This is a genomic window from Microbacterium sp. CFBP9023, assembly GCF_034045055.1.
Taxonomy (GTDB): domain Bacteria; phylum Actinomycetota; class Actinomycetes; order Actinomycetales; family Microbacteriaceae; genus Microbacterium.
In genome coordinates this window covers 346,157-367,615 of the sequence record NZ_JAXCWI010000003.1, presented here as the reverse complement: position 1 = coordinate 367,615, position 21,459 = coordinate 346,157, and the positions used below count along the sequence as shown (strand labels likewise).

The 21,459-nt window shown below is 68.1% G+C and carries 16 protein-coding genes; 6 read left to right on the top strand and 10 right to left on the bottom strand.

Going from position 1 to position 21,459, the window contains the following annotated elements:
• Window positions 1-35: 35 nt before the first annotated feature.
• The 4 genes from SOM10_RS16435 to SOM10_RS16420 are packed head-to-tail and all read left to right on the top strand — an operon-like array spanning window position 36 to window position 5,552.
• Window positions 36-1,001 (top strand): sugar ABC transporter permease, encoded by a 966-nt coding sequence (locus tag SOM10_RS16435; RefSeq protein ID WP_320491151.1) that lies wholly within the window; start codon window positions 36-38, stop codon window positions 999-1,001.
• The gene (locus SOM10_RS16430; protein ID WP_198032385.1) at window positions 1,001-1,888 is read left to right on the top strand and encodes a carbohydrate ABC transporter permease; all 888 of its coding nucleotides are present in this window, start codon (window positions 1,001-1,003) and stop codon (window positions 1,886-1,888) included. Before SOM10_RS16435 ends, SOM10_RS16430 begins: the two co-directional genes overlap by 1 nt.
• A complete protein-coding gene (gene yicI, locus SOM10_RS16425) occupies window positions 1,888-4,122 on the top strand; it encodes an alpha-xylosidase (RefSeq protein WP_320491149.1) in 2,235 nt (744 codons plus the stop codon). The genes SOM10_RS16430 and yicI overlap by 1 nt, the downstream gene beginning before the upstream one ends.
• Window positions 4,119-5,552 (top strand): GH1 family beta-glucosidase, encoded by a 1,434-nt coding sequence (locus SOM10_RS16420; protein ID WP_320491147.1) that lies wholly within the window; start codon window positions 4,119-4,121, stop codon window positions 5,550-5,552. Before yicI ends, SOM10_RS16420 begins: the two co-directional genes overlap by 4 nt.
• A 54-nt stretch (window positions 5,553-5,606) precedes the next feature.
• On the opposite strand, the gene SOM10_RS16415 is transcribed toward SOM10_RS16420, so the two are convergent.
• Entirely contained in the window at window positions 5,607-6,410 is an 804-nt protein-coding gene (locus tag SOM10_RS16415; RefSeq protein ID WP_320491146.1) for a hypothetical protein, read from the bottom strand.
• Between the two features lie 882 nt (window positions 6,411-7,292).
• On the opposite strand from SOM10_RS16415, the gene SOM10_RS16410 reads away from it, so the two are divergent.
• Window positions 7,293-7,592: an endonuclease domain-containing protein gene (locus SOM10_RS16410; RefSeq protein WP_320491145.1), complete on the top strand. Its 300-nt coding sequence runs from the start codon at window positions 7,293-7,295 to the stop codon at window positions 7,590-7,592.
• Window positions 7,593-7,717: 125 nt separating this feature from the next.
• On the opposite strand, the gene SOM10_RS16405 is transcribed toward SOM10_RS16410, so the two are convergent.
• The 7 genes from SOM10_RS16405 to SOM10_RS16375 form a co-directional block, all read right to left on the bottom strand.
• Window positions 7,718-9,532, bottom strand: coding sequence for an ABC transporter ATP-binding protein (locus SOM10_RS16405; protein WP_053099015.1), 1,815 nt, complete (start codon window positions 9,530-9,532; stop codon window positions 7,718-7,720).
• Window positions 9,529-11,460: an ABC transporter ATP-binding protein gene (locus tag SOM10_RS16400; RefSeq protein WP_320491144.1), complete on the bottom strand. Its 1,932-nt coding sequence runs from the start codon at window positions 11,458-11,460 to the stop codon at window positions 9,529-9,531. The genes SOM10_RS16405 and SOM10_RS16400 overlap by 4 nt, the downstream gene beginning before the upstream one ends.
• Before the next feature lie 271 nt (window positions 11,461-11,731).
• Complete coding sequence (locus tag SOM10_RS16395; RefSeq protein ID WP_320491143.1) at window positions 11,732-12,229, bottom strand: methylated-DNA--[protein]-cysteine S-methyltransferase; 498 nt, start codon at window positions 12,227-12,229, stop codon at window positions 11,732-11,734.
• On the bottom strand, window positions 12,226-13,725 hold the full coding sequence (locus tag SOM10_RS16390; protein WP_056277357.1) for a DNA-3-methyladenine glycosylase 2 family protein: 1,500 nt from the start codon (window positions 13,723-13,725) through the stop codon (window positions 12,226-12,228). The genes SOM10_RS16395 and SOM10_RS16390 overlap by 4 nt, the downstream gene beginning before the upstream one ends.
• Before the next feature lie 154 nt (window positions 13,726-13,879).
• Window positions 13,880-15,487 carry a bifunctional phosphoribosylaminoimidazolecarboxamide formyltransferase/IMP cyclohydrolase gene (gene purH, locus SOM10_RS16385; protein WP_053099011.1) on the bottom strand — a complete coding sequence of 536 codons (1,608 nt, stop codon included), beginning with the start codon at window positions 15,485-15,487 and terminating at the stop codon, window positions 13,880-13,882.
• A 40-nt stretch (window positions 15,488-15,527) separates the two neighbouring features.
• On the bottom strand, window positions 15,528-16,115 hold the full coding sequence (gene purN / locus SOM10_RS16380; protein WP_056277354.1) for a phosphoribosylglycinamide formyltransferase: 588 nt from the start codon (window positions 16,113-16,115) through the stop codon (window positions 15,528-15,530).
• Window positions 16,116-16,158: 43 nt separating this feature from the next.
• On the bottom strand, window positions 16,159-17,553 hold the full coding sequence (locus SOM10_RS16375) for a DUF6350 family protein (RefSeq protein WP_285364883.1): 1,395 nt from the start codon (window positions 17,551-17,553) through the stop codon (window positions 16,159-16,161).
• Between the two features lie 91 nt (window positions 17,554-17,644).
• Between SOM10_RS16375 and SOM10_RS16370 the strand changes: the two genes are divergently transcribed.
• Window positions 17,645-19,102 (top strand): NCS2 family permease, encoded by a 1,458-nt coding sequence (locus SOM10_RS16370; protein ID WP_053099008.1) that lies wholly within the window; start codon window positions 17,645-17,647, stop codon window positions 19,100-19,102.
• A 138-nt stretch (window positions 19,103-19,240) separates the two neighbouring features.
• Here SOM10_RS16370 and sucD read toward each other — a convergent pair whose 3' ends face one another.
• The gene (gene sucD / locus SOM10_RS16365; RefSeq protein WP_056277351.1) at window positions 19,241-20,143 is read right to left on the bottom strand and encodes a succinate--CoA ligase subunit alpha; all 903 of its coding nucleotides are present in this window, start codon (window positions 20,141-20,143) and stop codon (window positions 19,241-19,243) included.
• Window positions 20,144-20,170: 27 nt separating this feature from the next.
• Window positions 20,171-21,337 carry an ADP-forming succinate--CoA ligase subunit beta gene (sucC, locus tag SOM10_RS16360; RefSeq protein WP_053099006.1) on the bottom strand — a complete coding sequence of 389 codons (1,167 nt, stop codon included), beginning with the start codon at window positions 21,335-21,337 and terminating at the stop codon, window positions 20,171-20,173.
• Window positions 21,338-21,459 lie beyond the last annotated feature (122 nt).

Here is a 21,459-nt window from a genome sequence, read left to right as displayed (position 1 = left end):
CACGTCGCCGCCCCCGCATCCTCCTGGAGATGAACATGTCACTCGTCACCCGCCGCGAGGGCCGCACGAAGCTGCCGCCCGAAGAGCCGTCGATCCCGCAGCGCAGCGGTGGGACCGGGGCCTACTGGATGTACCTGCTCCCGGGCTTCGTCCTGCTCCTCGTCGTCGTCATCGTCCCGCTGATCTGGAACGTGTATCTGACCTTCACGAAGTGGAAGGGCGTCCGCACACCGGAGTTCATCGGTCTCGAGAACTGGCAGAAGATCCTCACCGACAGCGACTTCTGGACCTCGTTCACGAACTCGGTGTGGATGATCATCGCCATGGTCGTGGTGCCCACGATCGTCGGTCTCATGGTCGCCGCCCTTCTCTTCGACGTCGTCGGACGCAAGTTCGGCGGCAAGGTGGGCAGCTTCCTGCGGGCGACGTACTACCTCCCCCAGATCCTCCCGATCGCCGTCGCCGGCATCGTGATCGGTTGGATCGTCCGGCCGGGTGGCGACGGTGCACTGAACCAGATCCTCGGATGGTTCGGCATCCCCGCCTACGACTGGCTCGGCCAGATGCCCTCGGCCCTCATCGTGCTGATGGTCGTCATGGTGTGGGTGCAGCTCGGCTACCCCGTGGTCGTCTTCATGGCGGCGCTGCAGCGCGTCGACCCTGAGCTCTACGAAGCCGCCGAACTCGACGGGGCGAACTGGTTCCAGCGATTCTCGGCGATCACGATGAGCATCATCCGCCCGGAGATCTTCGTCGTCACTCTGACCTGCACGATCGCGGCACTCAAGGTCTTCGGCCCCGTCTACATCATCACCCGCGGCGGCCCCGCAGGCGCCACCCTGGTGCCCGCGTACTACGCCTACCAGGAGTTCTTCACGAAGCGGAACGTCGGCTACGGCGCGACCATCGCCACCGTGCTGACCATCGTCGTGGTGATCGTGTCGATCATCTTCATCCGCGTGCAGAACTCGCTCGAGCGCAAGGAAAGGGCGGGTCTCTGATGCACGCCACCACCGCCATCGTCACCGGCAAGCCGGCCACCAGCCGTCCGCGCGGCGGCATGACCAAGAAGCGTCCGATCGACTGGCTCATGCTCGCCCTCGTCGTGATCGGCGCGCTCCTGATCATCGCGCCGTTCTACCTCGTGCTGGTCAACTCGTTCAAGTCGCCGGTCGACTACGCGACGTCGGGTCCGCTGGCGTTCCCCGAGACCCTCGACTTCGGCGGGATCATCAAGTTCTGGGAGAGGGTGAACTTCCCCGAGAAGGTCTGGAACTCGCTCTTCATCGCTGGCGTGGTCTCCGTCCTCGCCGTGGTCATCTCGATGCTCAACGCCTTCGCGATCGGCATCGGGCGAGTCCGCGGACGCAGCTGGATCGTGCTGCTCTTCCTGCTCGCGAACCTGCTGCCCCAGGAGGCCCTCCTCTACCCGCTCTACTACATGTTCAAGTCCGTCGGCCTGTACGACAACGTGTGGTCGGTGATCATCGTCTTCACCGTGATCCAGGCGGCGTTCGGCACGTATCTGCTGTCGTCGGTCTACGGGACGTTCCCGAAGGAGATCCTCGAGGCGGCGTCTCTCGACGGCGCGAGCCGCTGGCAGATCCTGTGGCGGGTCGTCTTCCCGATCAGCCGTCCGACCCTGTCGGTGCTGCTCATCTTCTTCTTCATCTGGACGTGGAACGAGTTCCTGATCCCGCTGACCTTCCTCGCGTCGAACGCCAACCAGACGGTCCCCGTGGCGATCAGCGTGCTGCAGGGCGACCGGCTCATGGACGTCACGACGACGAGCGCGTCAGCGCTGCTCGGCATCATCCCCACGCTCATCTTCTTCCTCATCTTCCAGCGCACCCTCACGCGCGGCATCACGGCAGGAGCAGTCAAGTAATGAAGTTCACCGACGGGTTCTGGCAACTGCGTCCAGGGGTCACCGCGCTGTACGCGCAGGAGGCCTATGACATCGCCGAGACCACCGACACCCCCGACGGGCGAGGGATCGTCATCACGGCGCCCACCATGGTGATCGCCAAGCGCGGCGACACCCTGAACCGTCCTGTGCTCACGACCACGCTCTCCTCTCCCGCCGAAGGGGTGGTGCGCGTGCGCATCGCGCACCACGAAGGCGGCCGCTGGCACGGCGGATTCGGCCTCCCCGGCGCAGGAGCGGGGGCCGCCTCCGTGTCCGTGAGCGAGGCGGGCGGCGTCCTGGATGCCGGTTCGCTCGTGGCGCGGATCACCCACGGTGCGCCGTGGGGCCTGTCCTTCGAGGTCGACGGCAGGCGTGTGACCGGAAGCGGGCACAAGGCTCAGGGTTACGTCCGGCTCGCTCCGGACGCGCAGGTGGATACCGGAATCGTCGACAACGCCCGCCAGGGCGGCTCGACCCCCAGTGGGTCCGTCTTCGTGCACGAGCAGCTCGACCTGGGAGTGGGCGAGCTCATCTACGGCCTCGGCGAGCGCTTCGGCCCGCTGGTGAAGAACGGTCAGTCGGTCGACATCTGGAACGCCGACGGCGGGACCTCGAGCGAGCAGGCGTACAAGAGCATCCCGTTCCATGTGTCGAACCGCGGGTACGGGGTTCTCGTGAACGATCCGGGTCACGTGTCGTACGAGATCGGCTCGGAATCGGTCGAGCGCGTGCAGTTCTCGGTCTCGGGCGAGGTGCTCGAGTACTTCGTCATCGCCGGTCCGACGCCGAAGGAGGTGCTCTCGCGCTACACGGCTCTCACCGGACGGCCGCCGGTGGTTCCCGCCTGGTCATACGGGCTCTGGCTGTCGACGAGCTTCACGACCGACTACGACGAGCAGACCGTCAACTCGTTCATCGACGAGATGGCGGCGCGGGAGCTGCCGGTGTCGGTGTTCCATTTCGACTGCTTCTGGATGCGGGAATTCAACTGGACCGACTTCGTCTGGGATTCGCGGGTGTTCCCCGATCCCGAGGGCATGCTGTCGCGACTGCACGACAAGGACCTGCGCGTCTGCGTCTGGATCAACCCCTACATCGCCCAGCGCTCCCCGCTGTTCCGCGAGGCCGCCGATCAGGGCTTCCTCGTGCAGCGCCCCGACGGATCGGTCTGGCAGTGGGACCTGTGGCAGGCGGGTATGGGTCTCGTGGACTTCACGAACCCCGAGGCCACCGCCTGGTACCAGTCGAAGCTCCGCGGGTTGATCGACCAGGGCGTGGACTGCTTCAAGACCGACTTCGGCGAGCGCATCCCGACCGAGGTCGTCTGGGCCGACGGCTCCGACCCCGAGCGCATGCACAACCTGTACACCGATCTCTACAATCGCGCGGTGCACGACGTGCTCGTCGACGCCCGCGGCGCGGATGACGCCGTGCTGTTCGCGCGCTCGGCCACGGCGGGCGGACAGAGCATGCCGGTGCACTGGGGCGGGGATTCCACCTCGACCTATGCGTCGATGGCCGAGACCCTGCGCGGAGGGCTGTCGCTGGCGCTCAGCGGCTTCGCCTTCTGGAGTCACGACATCGGGGGCTTCGAGGGCACTCCGGATGCCGGGGTCTTCAAGCGCTGGACGGCGTTCGGCCTGCTCGGCTCGCACTCGCGCTTCCACGGCTCGAGCTCGTACCGGGTGCCGTGGGCCTTCGACGAGGAGGCCGTCGACGTGACGAGGCGCTTCACGCACCTGAAGATGCAGCTCATGCCTTACCTCTATCAGCAGGGCATCATCGCCTCGAGGACCGGGCTGCCGGTGATGCGTCCGATGCAGCTGGAGTTCCCGGACGACCCGGCCGTCGGCTACCTCGACCGGCAGTACATGCTGGGCTCTGACCTGCTCGTCGCGCCGGTCTTCTCGGAGGACGGAACGGTGGAGTTCTATCTCCCGGAGGGCGAGTGGACGTCGCTGCTGACCGGAGAGACGGTCGCGGGCGGCGGATGGCGCCGGGAGACCCATGCCTTCGATTCACTGCCGCTGTACGTGCGCCCCGGCACCGCGCTCCCCTGGGGCGCCCGCACCGATCGGCCGGACTACGACTATCACGACGGCCTGCGACTGCGCGTGTTCCCCGGCGGATCGGGGTCGACGACGGTGACGGTCACGAGCCCCGACGGCCGTGAGAAGATCTACGAAACCGACCTGACGGAGGTGACCCGGTGACCCTCTCCCCCGCCGATGACTACCGCGGATCCGGACTCGTCCTCCCCGAGGGCTTCACGTTCGGATCGGCGACCGCCGCGTACCAGATCGAGGGTGCGGCAGACGAGGACGGCAGGACGCCGTCGATCTGGGACACGTTCAGCCGAACGCCGGGCAAGGTGTGGAACGGCGACACCGGCGATGTGGCCTGCGATCACTACCATCGCGTCGATGAGGACCTCGACCTGATGTCGGATCTCGGACTGCAGGCCTACCGATTCTCGATCGCCTGGCCGCGCATCGTCCCTGCGGCAGACGGACGAGTCAATCAGGCGGGCATCGACTTCTACTCGCGTCTCGTCGACGGACTCCTCGAGCGCGGCATCCGCCCCGTGGCGACCCTCTACCACTGGGATCTTCCGCAGTACCTCGAGGATGCGGGCGGGTGGACCTCTCGCGCCACGACCGATGCCTTCGAGCGATACGCGTCGATCGTGGGCGCAGCACTGGGCGACCGGGTGCATACCTGGACCACGCTCAACGAGCCCTGGTGCTCCGCCTATCTGGGCTACGGTCAGGGCGGTCACGCGCCGGGTCGTCACGAGCCCGCCTCCGCGCTGTCGGCCGTGCACCACCTGAACCTCGCGCACGGGCGCGCCATCCAGGCGCTCCGGGCGACGTCGACCGGTGACCCGGACTACTCGGTGACGTTGAACTTCCATGTCCTGCGCGGCGTCGGCGACGGCGCTGACGAGGCCATGCGCCGGATCGACGGTCTCGCGAATCGCGCCTTCACCCACCCGATGCTGCGCGGCGAGTACCCCGCAGACCTCCTCGACGACACGGCATCGGTCACCGACTGGTCGTTCGTGCAGGATGGCGACCTCGCCACGATCAACCAGCCGATCGACGTGCTCGGGGTCAACTACTACTCGACGGCGACCGTCTGCCTGTGGGACGGGGTGTCGGAGAAGCAGCAGAACGACGGGCACAAGGGCACGGCCGGAGGCACGGCGTGGCCGGGCAGCGATCAGCTGGTCGAGTTCGTCGAGCAGCCGGGGCCGTACACGGCGATGGGATGGAACATCGCGCCCGAGGGACTGGAGGAGCTGCTCGTCTCGCTGTCGGAGCAGTTCCCGTCGCAGCCGCTCATGGTCACCGAGAACGGGGCGGCGTTCGACGACGAGGTGGCTGAGGACGGCTCCGTCCCCGATCCCGAGCGCACCGACTACCTGCGCAGGCACTTCACGGCCGCTCATCGTGCGATCCAGCGCGGTGTCGACCTGCGCGGCTACTTCGTGTGGTCGCTCCTCGACAACTTCGAGTGGGGCTACGGCTATGCCAAGAGATTCGGCATCGTGCGCGTGGACTTCGACTCGCTCGAACGCACCGTCAAGGACTCGGGGCACTGGTATCGACAGCTGATCGCCTCACGGACGATCGGCGCCTGAGGCACCGCACTCACGTGAGCATCGAGCGCCGTCTTCGCCCTGCGGAGGCGGCGCTCAGCGCTTGTCCGGGCGTTTGCGTTCGTTCCACGCGGCGAACGCCGATGCGGCGGCACCGGCGGCACGGTCGATCGCCTCGGCCGACCGACTGATCACATCCTGCGCGGCATCCTGCCAGGTGGACGATGCCGAGGACGCCTCTCCCGCGTGCACCCGAGCGGCGTGCTCGGCCGCTTCGAAGGCCCGCTCGAGATCGGCGACGGCGTCGCGGTACGCGGCGAAGTCCGCCGCGCTGACCCTTCCGGAGGCGGCACGGCGCATCTCGACTGCGTGCGCTGCCGCGCGCAGATACGCCGCAGTCGCCGGCTGTCGGACGTCGGTCATCTCCGGGTAGGCGATCTGCAGCCCCGGATCGGTCTCGTAGCTCATCCAGCGCACGACGATCGCCTCGTGCTGCGCCTGAAGCCGCTCCAGGGGGCGTGGTGCGGATGCCGGCGGAATCGCCGCACGGGCGGCGTTCAGGCGCACCTGCTTGGCGCGGACGTCGGCGGACGCGGCTTTGGCGTCGTTCTCCTTCGCCCGCAGCATCCGCTTGGCACCCGCGACCTGCTCCGGGGTCGCACGCCGCGCGCTGCGTTCGGCCGAGATGCGTGCGACGTCGGCGCGGGCCAGCTTGACGGCCATCCGCCTCTCGACCGCCGTCTGCCTGGCGGCTTTGAGATCATGCCGAGCCGCGTCGTACTCGAGTCGGCGTCCGCTCTTGATGCTGCGGCGACGCAGCCCGACCGCGCCGGCTGCGACACCCCCGGCTGCGGCGGGCGCGATCCACCACAACTCGACGGCGAGCAGCAGCGGATCCATACCTCGATGGTACCCAGAGCCAAGGCTCGTGTCCCTTCCCCCTCTCTCCTCCCTCCTCTCCCCTCCCCTCCTCCCTCCTCCTGTCCCCCTCCTCCTGTCCCCCTCCCCCTCTCCCTCTCCCCCTCCTCCCTCTCGTCCCCCTCCCCCTCCCCACATCTGCGGCTTTGGTCACCTTCTGCGGCCAGGGCCGAAGCTCACGGCCGCAGAAGCTCACCCGAGCCGCCGAAGTGGAGGGCGTGACTGCCCCTCCACATCCCGCTTCGGCAGTCGGTTCTCCTCAGGATGCGGGTAGCCGGCTTTCGAGGAGGTGGGCCGGGCGGCATCCTGAGGCGATGGATCTGAGGGAATGGCTCACTGCGCGAGGCGGCATCGCCCACCGATCGGACGCTGCCGAACACGGCTTCGCCCCGAGACAGGTTCGTGGGGCGATCCGCTCCGGAGCAGTGCGCCGCCTGCGCGCTCAGTGGGTGGCCCTGGCATCGGCTCCCGACGACCTGGTGGCGGCTGCCGCGGCATCCGCGCGGCTGACCTGCGTGTCGCTCGCACGTCGTCGCGGGTGGTGGGTGCCGGATCGAGCGCCGGGCGGTCTGCACCTGCAGGTCGGGCCCAATGCGCACCGCCACCGAGATGACGCGACCCTGCATTGGGGCGCGCCGCTCGTCGACTGCGGCCCGCGGCGACTCACGGCGTCCGTCGAAGACGCTTTAGCGCACATCGCCGGCTGCTGCCTCCACGAGGACGCACGGGTGATCTGGGAGTCGGCCGTCCGCATCGAGCGGCTCGACGTCGAAGCTCTTCGACTGGTGGAATGGGGTGAGCCACGGTCGCGCGCACTGGCCGAGGAGGTCATCGGACTGTCGGACTCCGGCCCTGGAGACGATGGTGGTCGTACGGCTCAGTGGTTGGGGTGTGCCCCTGCGCCAGCAGGTCCGGCTCGCGGGTCGCCGGGTCGACATCGTGATCGGCTCACACCTGGTCGTGCAGATCGACGGATACGCACATCACTCCTCGTCGGCGCAGCGGGGATCCGATGTCGCCCATGATGCCGAGCTGCGCCTGCGCGGGTACACCGTGTTGCGCCTGTCCTATGCGCAGACCGTGCACGGGTGGGAAGACGTCGAGCGCACTCTGCAGGCCGCGATCGCGCGGGGGTTGCATCTTCCACCCCCTCGGCGCCGATGATGGCCAGCGGTTCGTGCGGCCACAGTCACCTTCTGCGGCCACGATTTCTCGTCGTGGCCGCAGAAGTGCGCCCTGGCCGCAGAAGACGCGGAGGGCGACAGCAGTCGCGCTCGCTCAGGCGACGGTCACACCAGCGTCTGCTGCCAGGCGGCGTGCAACTGAGCGAACTTGCCCGTGCCGCTGATGAGGGTCTCCGGGGTGTCGTCCTCGATGATCTTGCCGTGCTCCATCACGAGCACCCGGTCGGCGATCGCGACCGTCGACAGCCGGTGCGCGATGATGATCGCCGTGCGGTCCTTGAGAAGCGTCTGCAGCGCATCCTGGATCAGACGTTCCGAGGGGATGTCGAGCGACGCGGTCGCCTCGTCGAGGATCAGCACCGCAGGGTCCGCGAGGAACGCCCGCGCGAACGAGATCAGCTGACGCTGCCCCGCCGACACCCGGCCACCGCGCTTGTTGACGTCGGTGCCGTATCCGTCGGGCAGCGACGAGATGAACTCGTCTGCCCCGACCGCGCGGGCAGCCGCACGGATCTCATCCAGCGAGGCATCGGGCTTTCCGAGAGCGATGTTGTCGGCGACCGTGCCGCTGAAGAGGTAGGCCTCTTGCGTGACCATCACGATGGCGCGACGCAGGTCCTTCGGATGCAGGCTGCGCAGGTCGACTCCATCGAGCGTGACCGTGCCGATCGACGGGTCGTAGAACCGGGAGATCAGCTTCGCCAGAGTGGACTTGCCCGCGCCCGTGGTACCCACCAGCGCGATCGTCTGCCCGGCAGGGATGTCGAGCGAGAAGTTCGGCAGAATGGTCTTCTCGCCGTTGTATCCGAACGTGACCTCGTCGAACCGCACGTGTCCGCGCGACTCCCACAGGTCGACCGGCTTCTCGGGATCCGGAACCGTCGGCACCTCTTCGAGCACTCCGGACACCTTCTCCAGGGCCGCGGTGGCGGACTGGTAGGAGTTCAGGAACATCGCGATCTCCTGCATCGGCGCGAAGAAGTTGCGCACGTACAGCACGGCCGACAGCAGCACGCCGACGGTGAGGGTCTCGTTCGAGACCCTGATGCCGCCCCACAGCACGACGATTCCGAGCACGAGCGCCGCGACGCCCATCAGGCCGGGCTCGAACGTGCCGAACAGCAGCATCGAGCGTCGGTTGACGTCCCGGTAGTCGCCGGCGATCTTCTGGAAGGTCACGTCGTTGCGAGGCTCCTTGCGGAAGGCCTTGACGGCACGGATGCCGGTCATGGTCTCGACGAACTGCACGATGACCTTCGCGCTGATGACGCGCGACTCACGGTAGACGAGCTGCGAGCGCGAGTAGAACCAGCGCATCAGGAAGAACAGGGGTACGCCGCCGATCGCGAGGATGAGCCCGGACTGCCAGTCCCACACGCACAGCGCGATGAAGGTGAACAAGCCGAACAGCACGCCGGAGACGAGCTCGTTCAGCCCGCCGTCGAGCAGCTCCTTGATCGAGTCGAGGTCGCTCGTCTGACGCGAGATGATGCGACCGGACGTGTAGGACTCGTGGAATTCCAGGCTGAGGCGCTGGGTGTGCAGGAAGATCCGCTTGCGGAGGTCGAGCAGCACTGCCTGCGTGAGCTTGGCCGCGATGATCACGTACCAGGCGATCATCGCCGCCGCGACGGCGCCGGCGAGAAGGTAGATCCCGCCGATCATGAAGGTCGGCATCCAATCGGCGCGCTCGAGCACGGCGGGCAGGGCACGGTCGAGACCGATGCTGATGAGGATCGGTCCCGCGACCTGGAGCGCCGTCGAGATGACGAGAACGATGGCCGCCAGAGTGATCTGCGGCTTCAGCGGACGCACGAGCGATCCCAGGAGCCGGAGCGACCGGCGACGGATGGCCCGGCTCTCCTCCTTGGTGTAGCTGGAGCGGTCTTCGTCCTGGGTTCCGGTGATCGCGGAGCTCATCGCTGCACCTCCTTCTCGGTGATGATGTCTTCGTCGGCGGCGTCCTGGCGGATCCCGTCCTGCACGACGGCGTCGATCTCGTCTTCCTCATCGCGGATGATCGGGATCGCGCCGGTGCGCGCCGCCTCCTCAGCCTCGAGGCTGGAGATGACGTGGCGGTAGTGACGACTCGTCTTCAGCAGCTCGCTGTGCGTCCCGACGGCGGTGACTCGGCCCGATTCGAGCAGCGCGACCCGGTCGGCCAGAGCCACGGTCGAGGGCCTGTGCGCCACGATCATGGCGGTCGTATCGGCCAGCACGTGCCGCAGCGCCTCTTCGACGAGAGCCTCGGTGTCGACGTCGAGCGCCGACAACGGGTCATCGAGCACGAGCACCTTCGGCTTGGCGGCGACCGCCCTGGCCAGTGCGAGACGCTGACGCTGTCCGCCGGACAGGCTCAACCCTTCCTCGCCGATGACGGTCTCGACCCCCTCGGGGAGCGAGTCCACGAAAGAGGCCTGTGCCACGTCGAGCGCTTCGCGCAGCACTCGTTCGGCCTCGTCGCTGTGCACGTCGAGATCGGCCCGTCCGAGCAGGACGTTCTCGCGCACGGTGGCCGAGAACAGCGTGGCGTCCTCGAACGCCATCGCGATGTGCTGACGCAGCTCGGCGAGCGGCAGGTCGCGCACGTCGACGCCGTCGAGCGTCACGCGCCCGCCGGTGACGTCGTAGAGGCGCGTGGGCAGGGTGGTCAGGGTGGTCTTGCCGCTGCCGGTCAGCCCCACGAGCGCCATGGTCTCGCCCGGGCGCAGCACGAGATCGATGCCGTCGAGCAGATCGCGCTCGTTTGCGCCCGCGTCCTGGTACCGGAAGTGCGCCTTGTCGAATGCGAGCTCGCCACGGGGTTCCGCGATGTGCACGGGGTTCTCGGGGTCGGTGATGCTGTTCGTCTCGGAGTAGATGTCGAACACGCGATCGGTCGCCGTGCGGGCGTCGAGCATGAACGAGAACAGGAACCCGATCGATTCGATCGGCCAGCGCAGCACGACGGCCATGGCGAAGAACGCGAACAGCTGAGCCTCGTCGATCTGTCCCTGCGAGATCAGCCAGATGCCGGACATCAAGCTCAGCCCGAACGCGATCTGCGGCATGAGATCGAGCCAGAACCAGATCGACGCGATCGCGCCGGCCTTGCTCATCTCGGTCTCACGCAGCGTCTCGGCCTGGCGGCTGAAGCGGCTCAGAGCGTGCTTGCCCCGACCGAACGCCTTGAGCACGCGGATGCCGTGCACGCTCTCCTCGACGCTGGTGGCGAGGTCGCCGGCCTGGTCCTGGCTGCGGCGAGTGAGCGCGCCGTAGCGCTTCTCGAAGAGGTACCCGCGGATCCAGAGCGGAATGGCGGTGACGATGAAGATCACTCCGAGCAGCCAGTGCCAGCGGCACAGGAGCACGGATCCGATGATGATGGTCAGGACGTTGACCACCAGCAGGACGAGGCCGAAGGCCAGCCACCGGCGGATCAGGCCGATGTCCTGCATCATCCGGCTCAGCAGCTGCCCCGACTGCCAGCGGTCATGGAAGGAGACCGGCAGCGTCTGCAGGCGCGAGTAGAGCTCGGTGCGCATCTTGTACTCGACCTGTGTTGCGGGGTTGAGCACGAACTGGCGGCGCAGCCAGACCATGAGCGCCTCACCCAGCGCGAGGCCGAAGACCGCGAGCGCACCCCACGCGATCGCATCGATCGCGCCCGTCCGCACAGGACCGCGGATGATCTGCTCGAGGACGATGGGAATCATCAGTGCGATGATCGCGGCGACGAGCGCGCTCGCAGCGCCTCCCGCGAGCCGCCAGATGACGGACTTGACGAAAGGCTTCAGGCGCCACAGTGCGGCCGGTGTGGAAAGGGAGGAGGAAGGGGAGGCGTTCTGCGATGAAGGCGAGGAAGACATGTCTCTCAGACGAGTTTCGTATGGGGAAGCGGTTGCTGAAGGCGGCAGACGCAGCGAAGGACTCTCGGAGTCCGGCATCCGGTGGTCGTGCGTGTCGGAAAGTGGCTCTAGCGGAGCGGGCGCACCGGGGTCGAGCCGAGAGCGGCGATCTGCACAGCGGCGATCGATGTCATGGTGTCCTCCTCAGGGGCTCGGCTATGTCGTCCCGGTCGGTGCGACAGCCCACCAGCCTATTCCTGTGAACAAGCTGAGCACAAGAGAGATTCCCGATTCATGCCCGCGCGGCTTCTCGCTCCAGCAGGCTCGACTTGACATCGAGGCCCCAGGCGAACCCGCCGAGGGTGCCATCCGAACGCAGCACACGGTGGCACGGCACGAAGAGCGCGGGGGCGTTGCGGGCGCAGATCGATGCCGAGGCGCGCACCGCACGGGGGTTGCCGAGCCGCGCTGCGAACGAGGTGTAGGTCAGCGGCTCCCCCGGCTCGATCGACCTCAGCGCCGACCATCCGGTGAGCTGAAGCGCCGTGCCCGTCTGCTTCACGGCGACCGCGTCGATCGCAGAGAGGTCCCCGGCATAGAACGAGAGCGCAGCGGCAGCCGCATCCGTCTCGCCCTCGCGCACCTCCGTCGGCCGCACCGGGACGGCGAGCCGTGCGAGGATCGTCGCCTGGTCGGCCGTCCATCCAGAGGCGAGCACCCGCTGACGGTCGTCGGCGAGGATGGTGAACGGTCCGTCGAGCGTCTCGACGGTCTGGATGATGGCGTTCATGAGGTCTCCTTCACAAGGGCGGTGGTCTGTCTCGCGCTCGGCCGTCGAACCGGACGTGCGGGCGCTGCTCGCCAGAGGTGAGCACTGAGATAACTGCGCCACGGGGCAGCCCGCTCGGCCCACGCGACCAGCGGCAGCGGATCCGCCGGCAGTCCGGACGCGGCGGCCCCCGCACGAAGTGCGACGTCGCCGGGGAGCAGCACGTCGGGGTCGCCCAGCACCCGCATCCGGACATAGTCGGCCGTCCAGGGGCCGATGCCGGGCATCGCGAGCAGGGCAGCGCGCTGCTCGACTCCGTCGTCGCCGACCGTGAGAGCGAGGCTGCCGTCGGCGAGGGCCGTGGCTGCGCCGACGATCGCCCTGATGCGGGCGGCCGGTCCGCGCAGCACCGAGGCCCCGTGCTCGGCGATCGCCGCCATCGTCGGGAAGAGCAGCCCCTGCTCCGTGCGCTCCCCCAGCGCGTCGGCGAGCGCGGTGAGGGCAGTGCGCGCGGCGACGACGGTGATCTGCTGACCGACCATGGCACGGATCAGCATCTCGTGCGGATCCGCCGAGCCCGGCACGCGGATGCCCGGAGTGCGCGCGACCAGCGGAGCGATCTCGGGGTGGGCGCTCAGCGCCTCGTCGACCGCGAGAGGGTCGGCGTCGAGGTCGAAGATCCGTCGCACGGTCGACACCAGCGGAGCGAGGTCGCCGAGCTGAGCGACGCGCGCCCGAAGGTGCAGTCGCTGCGTCGAGTCCTGATGCACTTCGAACCACGCGGGCCCGCCCGCCATACGCAGGTGCCGAGAGAAAGATGTGGTCGCGGCCTCTTCGACCCCCGATACCGCACGCGCAGCCATCCACTGGAAGATTCCGGACGCATCGAGCGGCCCGCGGTACGGGAGGACGAGGTCGATCGCACCGGGAGCAGCGGACGCCGGGGTCTTCCGTCGAGCCCGGAGCTCGCCCGGAGTCAGAGTGAACACCTCGCGGATCGTGTCGTTGCACTGCCGAATGCTCGCGAAACCGGCCGAGAAAGCGACATCCGAGATCTGCATGTCCGTGCCCACCAGCAGCATGCGCGCCGTGTGCGCGCGATGCGCCCGCGCGAGGGCGAGCGGACCTGCCCCCAGCTCGGTCGAGAGCAGTCGGGTCAGGTGCCGTGTCGAATAGCCGAGACGCACGGCGAGACCCGACACTCCCTCGCGCTCGACGACGCCCGAGGCGATGAGACGCATCGCCCGCGCCGCGACGTCACTGCGCAGGTCCCACGCAGGCGAGCCCGGGGCAGCTTCGGGCAGACAGCGCTTGCACGCCCGGAAGCCCGCCTCGTGCGCCGCTGCGCTGGTGGGATAGAAGGTGACGTTCTGCGGCTTGGGCGTGCGCGCGGGGCAGCTCGGACGGCAGTAGATCCCGGTAGAGCGCACGGCGGTCACGAACTGCCCGTCGAAGCGGGTGTCACGCGCGCTGATCGCACGGTATCGCTCATCGAAGTCGGTCACGGGGAAGCTCATGCCTCCACTCTGCCACCGCCCTCCGACATCGACTGGCGGAAATCGGACATCACGGTGGACATCGGGATCGGCCGCATCATCCGACGACGAGACCCCTCGCACCTGCATCGGCGCGAGGGGTCTCGGATGTGCCTGGGCCTCAGGGCCGCCGCACTCAGTGGAAGAAGTGACGCTCCCCGGTGAAGAACATCGTGACGCCGGCCTTGCGTGCGGCGTCGACGACCTCTTCATCGCGCACCGAGCCACCGGGCTGCACGATCGCGGTGACGCCCGCGTCGATGAGCACCTGCGCACCGTCGGCGAACGGGAAGAAGGCATCGGAGGCAGCGACAGAACCGGCTGCACGATCACCGGCTCGCTCGACCGCGAGGCGGCACGAGTCGACACGGTTGACCTGACCCATGCCGACGCCGACCGTGGCGTTGTCCTTCGCGAGCACGATCGCGTTCGACTTGACGGCGCGGCACGCCTTCCACGCGAAGATGAGGTTCTCCATCTCCTCGTCGCTGGGGCGCTCGCCCGAGACGAGCTCCCAGTTCTTCGCGACCGAGACGATGTCGTCGGGGAACCGATCGGCATCCTGCAGCAGAAGGCCGCCCGAGACGAGGCGCACATCCATGCGCTCCTGCTGCCAGTCCTCCGGCAGCTGCAGCAGACGCAGGTTCTTCTTCGCCTTGAACACCTCGAGGGCTGCGGGTTCGAACGACGGCGCGACGATGACCTCGGTGAAGATGTCCTTCAGATTCTCGGCCATCTTGAGGGTGACGGTGCCGTTCGCGGCGATCACTCCCCCGTAGGCCGACACCGGATCGCACTCGTGGGCGCGGATGTGCGCGCTCGCGATCGGGTCGAGGGCGTTCGGTGCGGTCGTGGCGATGCCGCACGGGTTCGCGTGCTTGATGATCGCGACGGCCGGCTTCACCATGTCGTAGGCGGCGCGCAGCGCGGCATCCGCGTCGACGTAGTTGTTGTACGACATCTCCTTGCCCTGCAGCTGCGTCGCCTGGGCGATGCCGTGGCCGCCGACACGCGTGTAGATCGCGCCGCGCTGGTGCGAGTTCTCGCCGTAGCGCAGCGTCGCCAGCAGCTCGGCCTGGATCGTCAGGTGCGTCGGCAGGTCCTCGCCCTCGCCGAGCGTGCCCTCCGCGAACCATGAGGCCACCGCGGTGTCGTAGGCGGCGGTGTGGGCGAAGGCGCGGGCCGCGAGCTCGCGGCGCTGCGTCAGCGTGGTGCCGCCGTTCTCGATGGCGCTGATGATGCCCGGGTACGACTGCGGCGAGACGACGATCGCGACGTTCGCGTGGTTCTTGGCCGCGGCGCGCACCATGGCGGGGCCGCCGATGTCGATCTGCTCGACCACGTCGTCGCCCTCGGCACCGGAGGCGACCGTCTCGACGAAGGGATACAGGTTCACGACGACGAGCTCGAACGGTGCGATGTCGAGATCCGCGAGCTGACGTTCGTGATCCTCGAGGCGCAGGTCCGCGAGCAGACCGCCGTGGATCTTCGGGTGCAGCGTCTTCACACGACCGTCGAGCATCTCGGCGACTCCCGTGACGGCGGCGACGTCGGTGACCTCGAAGCCCGCCTCGCGGATCGTGGAGGCCGTCGAGCCGGTCGAGACGATCTGCACGCCCGCGCCGGCGAGAGCGGCGGCGAGATCGAGCAGACCGGACTTGTCGCTCACCGAGACGAGTGCGCGGCGAACCGGGACGGTGTCGCGATCGCGGTACAGCGAGTGGTCGTGGCGGGGGCCGGCCATGATGGGCTCCTTCGTGCGAGGGGGGCGTGCGTGGATCGGTTCAGGATGCTGAGGTCAGCGAGAGCTCACCGGTCGCGATGCGGCGCACCACGTCGATGAGAAGTCGGCGCTCGACGGGCTTGATGCGCTCGTGGAGGCTGTGCTCGGTGTCACCGGCGACGACCGGCACGCGCTCCTGCGCGAGGATCGGGCCGGTGTCGACGCCGTCGTCGACGACGATCACGCTCGCGCCGGTCTCCGAGACGCCCGCGGCGAGCGCGTCTCGCACTCCGTGTGCGCCGGGGAACTCGGGCAGGTATGCGGGATGCGTGTTGATCAGTCGTGGCGAGAGGTCGGCGACGAGAGCGGCAGGAAGCAGACGCATCAGACCGCTGAGCACGACGAGGTCTGCGTTCCAGACGGCGAGCTGGCGGCCGAGCTCTTCGCCCCAGGCTTCGCGCGATTCGTGCTCGTGCCACGGAACCGTGAAGCTCGGGATGCCGAATTCCTCGGCGTGAGCCAGGCCGTCGGCTTCGCGGTCGGCGCCGACGACCACCACCCGCGCAGGGAAATCGGGGTGGCGAGCAGCCTCGAGGAGGGCGCGAAGGTTCGAGCCGGTGCCCGAGATGAGAACGGCGACCGTGAGCACGCGCCCAGTCTACCGGGGCCGATGGGAGGCCCCGAGCCGCATGTCAGCCGACGGGATCGCGCGGATCGCGCCGCGGGAGCCGGAATCCGCCCGCGTCATCCAGCGGCGCCGTGTCATAGGTCGACGGTCCGTCCGGCCAGCCGACCGTTCCGTCGCTGGGATCCGTGCGCGCGTTCGACACCGCATCGGATGCCGTCATCTCGGCGACCCAGCGGTCGGTGCGCTCTTCCGCGAGCTCATCGCGATTGCGGGGCGACAGGAGCAGGATCGCTGCGCCGAGCAGGACCTCTCCCCCCAGCGCGAGAGCGAACGGCAGCGGGGCAGGCCCGGCTTCGGAGAGCCGCCCCGGCCCCATCGACCCTCCGGCGAACAGGGCGGCGATAGCGGCGACAGCGGCGGTCAGCACGCCGATTCCGAGGGCGATCGTCGCACGCGGGGCGAGACCGAGCGGCGTGCCCTCCCAGACGAGGCGGGACCGGACCGCCCATCCGGCGAAGGCACCGGCGCCGATCGGGAGGATGATGACGATGAGCATCCAGATCGACGTGCTCTCGGGAAGCAGCCCGAGCACGGGGATTCCGGGGACCACGCCGAGCTGGGTGCCCGCCGGGGACACCGCTGTGCCGACCCCCACGGCGAATCCGGGTCCGGCGAGCCAGGAGGCCGCCCAGACGATGATGGTGGGCAGATAGGCGAGATGCCCGAGAGTGATGACTCCGGCGCCGAGCGCATCGACCCGCGCCGCCTGGAAGAGGGCCACCATCTCGCCGCCTCGTGCCGCCGTGAGCACGGCGACAGCAACTGCGGAGACCGCGGTGGTCCCCACGACGGCGAAGGCCGCTCCGCGCACGGCCGCACTCGGAACCGGCCCCCAATCGCCCCACGAGTCGACGACGTCGTGGATCCGGTCGAGGAAGCCGCCGTCACCGTCCTCCCAGGCGATGCGGACGGCACCGCACACGGCGCCCACGAGATAGACGGCTGTCGGAAGCAGGATCGCCTCGACGACGGGCGTCTCGACGGCTCCGAGATGGGCGGTCAGTGCGACTCCGGTCGCGATCGCCGCGAACGTGAGGGAGCCGGAGAGCGAGCCGAGGAGCCAGGCCCCCGCGCGCGCGGCGCGGGTGCCGGAGCGGGCTGCGAAGAGCAGCGTGAAGATCAGGAACGCGAGCGGTGTCACCGAGAGCGTGAAGGCGGCGGCCGCCGGTGCGATGCCCGTCGTGCGGAGCACCTCGGTCGATACGTCGATGCTCAGCGGCACGCCGTGGCCGAACTGCCACAGGGTGCCGGTGAGCGGCCAGAGCGCTCCCCAGTCGGCCGTGACGCCGAACGAGAGCGTCCAGAGCAGGGTGAGCGGCGCCAGCAGGACCACGAGACCGACCGCCGCAGCGATTGCGGCATCGAAGGCGGCGAGGAGCGCGACGAGGAGGCGTTGCATATCGAATCGAGACTACGACGAGAACCCTGTCGTCGCCTGTGGGCGCGCGCGACTCGGGCGACACGATATCGTCTCCAGCGGAGGTTTCCCGATGACAACTGCCCCGTCCCCCACCCGCTCAGAGGCCCAACCCAAGAACGCCCTCGACCGCTTCTTCGAGATCAGCAAGCGCGGATCCACGATCGGCACCGAGATCCGAGGGGGCCTGGTGACCTTCGTCACGATGGCCTACATCGTGATCCTCAACCCGATCATCCTGTCCGGCTCGGCCGACGTCGCCGGCGACACGCTCGATTTCAGCGCCGTCGGCGCCGCCACCGCGTTGACCGCCGGCATCATGACGATCCTGTTCGGTCTCATCACCCGCCTGCCGTTCGGCTTCGCCGCCGGCCTCGGCATCAACGCCTTCGTGGCCTTCTCGGTCGTCGGTCAGGTCACCTGGCCCGAGGCGATGGCTCTCGTGATGATCAACGGTCTCGTCATCGTGCTTCTCGCGGCGACCGGCCTGCGCAAGATGATCTTCGACGCGGTTCCGTTCCAGCTGAAGATCGCGATCACGGTCGGAATCGGCCTGTTCATCGCCTTCATCGGGTTCGTGAACTCCGGCTTCGTCACCGCGACCGGCAGCGCATCTCCGCCGGTCGGTCTCGGCGTCGGCGGATCGGTCGCGACCGTGCCCACCGTGCTGTTCATCGTCACGCTCATCGTCACCGGCATCCTGGTCGCGCGCAAGGTCAAGGGCGGGCTGCTCATCGGCCTCGTCACCGGCACCGTCCTCGCGGTGATCGTCGAGGCGATCTGGCATCTCGGAGCCGCATCCGACGACAACGCGGGCGGCTGGGGGCTCACGGTTCCGACTCTCACGGGATCGCCGTTCGGTCTGCCCGACCTGAGCCTGGTCGGCGCGGTCGACTTCAGCTTCGACTTCAGCAAGGTGAGCCTGGTCGCGATCGTGATGATCGTCTTCACCCTCGTCTTCTCGAACTTCTTCGACGCCATGGGCACCATGACCGGTCTCGCCAAGGAGGCCGACCTCGCGAACGAGAACGGCGACTTCCCGCGCATCAAGTCGGCGCTGGTCGTCGAAGGTGTCGGCGCGATCGTCGGTGGTGGTACGTCCTCGTCGTCGAGCACCGTGTTCATCGAGTCCGGAGCGGGTATCGGCGAGGGTGCGCGCACCGGATTCGCCAACCTGATCACGGGTGGCATGTTCCTGCTCGCGATGTTCCTCACGCCGCTCACCTCGATCGTCCCGACCGAGATCGCGGCCGCCGCGCTCGTGATCGTCGGCGCGATGATGATGGCGCAGATCAAGTACATCGACCTCACGGAGTTCGACGTGCTGCTGCCCGTGTTCCTGACCGTGACCGTGATGCCGCTGACCTACTCGATCGCCAACGGAATCGGCGCCGGCTTCGTCAGTTGGGTGCTCATCCAGGCGTTCTCCGGCAAGGCCCGCAAGATCAGCCCGCTGCTGTGGATCGTCGCCGTCGGCTTCGTGATCTTCTTCGCCCGAGGTCCCATCGAGGCGCTCTTCGGCGTCGCCTGAGCGACGACGAACAACACGAAGGGCGGATGCTGCGGCATCCGCCCTTCGTCGTCCCTACGCACATGGCGTGTCGAAAGCGTCCGGGCATAGAAGAAGGCCCCGGAGTGGAGTCCAGGGCCTTCTCCTACAGTCTAGCGCTTAGAGCGACTCGACGATCTCACGCATGAGTGCGGCCGTCTCGGACGGCGTCTTGCCGACCTTGACCCCGGCGGCCTCGAGGGCCTCCTTCTTCGCCTGGGCGGTGCCCGCGGAGCCCGACACGATCGCGCCGGCGTGGCCCATGGTCTTGCCCTCGGGAGCCGTGAAGCCCGCGACGTAGCCGACGACCGGCTTGGTGACGTGCGCCTTGATGTAGTCGGCCGCGCGCTCTTCGGCGTCGCCACCGATCTCGCCGATCATCACGATCGCCTTGGTCTCGGGGTCGGCCTCGAACGCGGCGAGCGCGTCGATGTGCGTCGTGCCGATGACGGGGTCGCCGCCGATGCCGATGGCCGTCGAGAAGCCCAGGTCGCGCAGCTCGAACATCATCTGGTACGTCAGGGTGCCCGACTTCGACACGAGCCCGATCGGTCCCTTTCCGGTGATGTTCGCCGGCGTGATGCCGACGAGCGCCTCACCGGGGGTGATGATCCCGGGGCAGTTCGGTCCGATGATGCGAGTCGTGTTGCCCTTGCTCTGGGCGTACGCCCAGGCCTCTGCCGAGTCGCCGACGGGGACACCCTCGGTGATCACGACGAGCAGCGGGATCTCGGCATCGATGGCCTCGATCATCGCGTCCTTGGTGAAGGCGCCGGGCACGAAGGCGATCGACACATCTGCGCCGGTCTCCTTCATGGCCTCGGCGACCGAGCCGAAGACGGGGAGCTCGACGGCGTTGCCGTCCTTGTCGGTGTGCGCGACCGTGGTGCCGGCCTTGCGTGCGTTCACGCCGCCGACGACCTGGGTGCCGGCCTTCAGCATGAGCGCCGTGTGCTTCGTGCCCTCGCCGCCGGTGATGCCCTGGACGATGACCTTGGAATCCTTGTTGAGGTAGATCGACATTTCTCTAGTCCTTGTGTCTCTCTGCGATCAGGCGTTGGCGAGTTCGGCGGCCTTGTCGGCGCCTTCGTCCATGGTGCTGGCGAGCGTGACGAGCGGGTGCGCGTACTCGGCGAGGATCGCACGACCCTCGTCGACGCGGTTGCCGTCGAGGCGCACGACCAGCGGCTTGGACGCCGTGGAGCCGAGCGTCTCGAGTGCGCCCTTGATGCCGTTGGCGACGGCGTCGCACGCCGTGATGCCGCCGAAGACATTGACGAACACGCTCTTGACCTGCGGGTCGCCCAGGATGACGTCGAGGCCTGCGGCCATGACCTCTGCCGAGGCGCCGCCGCCGATGTCGAGGAAGTTCGCGGGCTTGACACCGTTGTGGTTCTCGCCGGCGTAGGCGACCACGTCGAGCGTCGACATGACGAGACCTGCGCCGTTGCCGATGATGCCGACCTCGCCGTCGAGCTTGACGTAGTTCAGACCGCTCTTCTTGGCCTTCGCCTCGAGCGGGTCCGCTGCGTCCTTGTCTTCGAGCGCCTCGTGCTCGGGGTGGCGGATCTCGGAGGCGTTGTCGTCGAGCGTGACCTTGCCGTCGAGGGCGATGATGTCGCCCTCTTCGGTGCGGACCAGCGGGTTGACCTCGACGAGAGTCGCGTCCTCGCCCTTGTAGACGTCGAAGAGCTTGACGAACACGTCGGAGACCTTCTCGATGAGGTCCTCCGGGAAGTTGGCGGCGCGAGCGATCTCGACGGCCTTCTCCTTGTCAATGCCGGTCAGCGGGTTGACCTCGACGCGCGCGAGCGCCTCGGGACGCTCGACCGCGAGCTCCTCGATCTCCATGCCGCCCTCGACCGAGCAGAGGCTCAGGTACGAGCGGTTGGCACGGTCGAGCAGCACGGAGAAGTAGAACTCCTCAGCGATGCGGGCACCCTGCGCGACCATGACGCGCTTGACGATGTGGCCCTTGATGTCGAGACCGAGGATGGCCTTGGCCGCCTCGTACGCCTCGTCGGGGGTCTTGGCGACCTTGACGCCGCCGGCCTTGCCACGACCACCGGTCTTGACCTGGGCCTTGACGACGACGACGCCGCCGATCTTCTCAGCGGCTGCCTTCACCTCCTCAGGGGTGTCGGCGACGATGCCGGCGAGGACCGGCACTCCGTACTTCTCGAAAACGTCTCGTGCCTGGTACTCGTACAGATCCACTGTGCTTCCTTCACTGGGCTGCGGCCTGGAATTCTCTCGATGTCGAGACATCGATCAATCCCCCAGCCTACTACCGCCGCCTGAGCGCCCCTACGTCCGCAGAGCGCGGGCGACGAGCCGAT

Bases quoted from the DNA above. Each gene is read 5' to 3' on its own strand.
- SOM10_RS16435 (WP_320491151.1), top strand. From the start codon at position 36: ATGTCACTCGTCACCCGCCGCGAGGGCCGCACGAAGCTGCCGCCCGAA.
- SOM10_RS16430 (WP_198032385.1), top strand. From the start codon at position 1,001: ATGCACGCCACCACCGCCATCGTCACCGGCAAGCCGGCCACCAGCCGT.
- yicI (WP_320491149.1), top strand. From the start codon at position 1,888: ATGAAGTTCACCGACGGGTTCTGGCAACTGCGTCCAGGGGTCACCGCG.
- SOM10_RS16415 (WP_320491146.1), bottom strand. From the start codon at position 6,410: ATGGATCCGCTGCTGCTCGCCGTCGAGTTGTGGTGGATCGCGCCCGCC.
- SOM10_RS16405 (WP_053099015.1), bottom strand. From the start codon at position 9,532: ATGAGCTCCGCGATCACCGGAACCCAGGACGAAGACCGCTCCAGCTAC.
- SOM10_RS16400 (WP_320491144.1), bottom strand. From the start codon at position 11,460: ATGTCTTCCTCGCCTTCATCGCAGAACGCCTCCCCTTCCTCCTCCCTT.
- SOM10_RS16395 (WP_320491143.1), bottom strand. From the start codon at position 12,229: ATGAACGCCATCATCCAGACCGTCGAGACGCTCGACGGACCGTTCACC.
- SOM10_RS16390 (WP_056277357.1), bottom strand. From the start codon at position 13,725: ATGAGCTTCCCCGTGACCGACTTCGATGAGCGATACCGTGCGATCAGC.
- purH (WP_053099011.1), bottom strand. From the start codon at position 15,487: ATGGCCGGCCCCCGCCACGACCACTCGCTGTACCGCGATCGCGACACC.
- SOM10_RS16375 (WP_285364883.1), bottom strand. From the start codon at position 17,553: ATGCAACGCCTCCTCGTCGCGCTCCTCGCCGCCTTCGATGCCGCAATC.
- SOM10_RS16370 (WP_053099008.1), top strand. From the start codon at position 17,645: ATGACAACTGCCCCGTCCCCCACCCGCTCAGAGGCCCAACCCAAGAAC.
- sucD (WP_056277351.1), bottom strand. From the start codon at position 20,143: ATGTCGATCTACCTCAACAAGGATTCCAAGGTCATCGTCCAGGGCATC.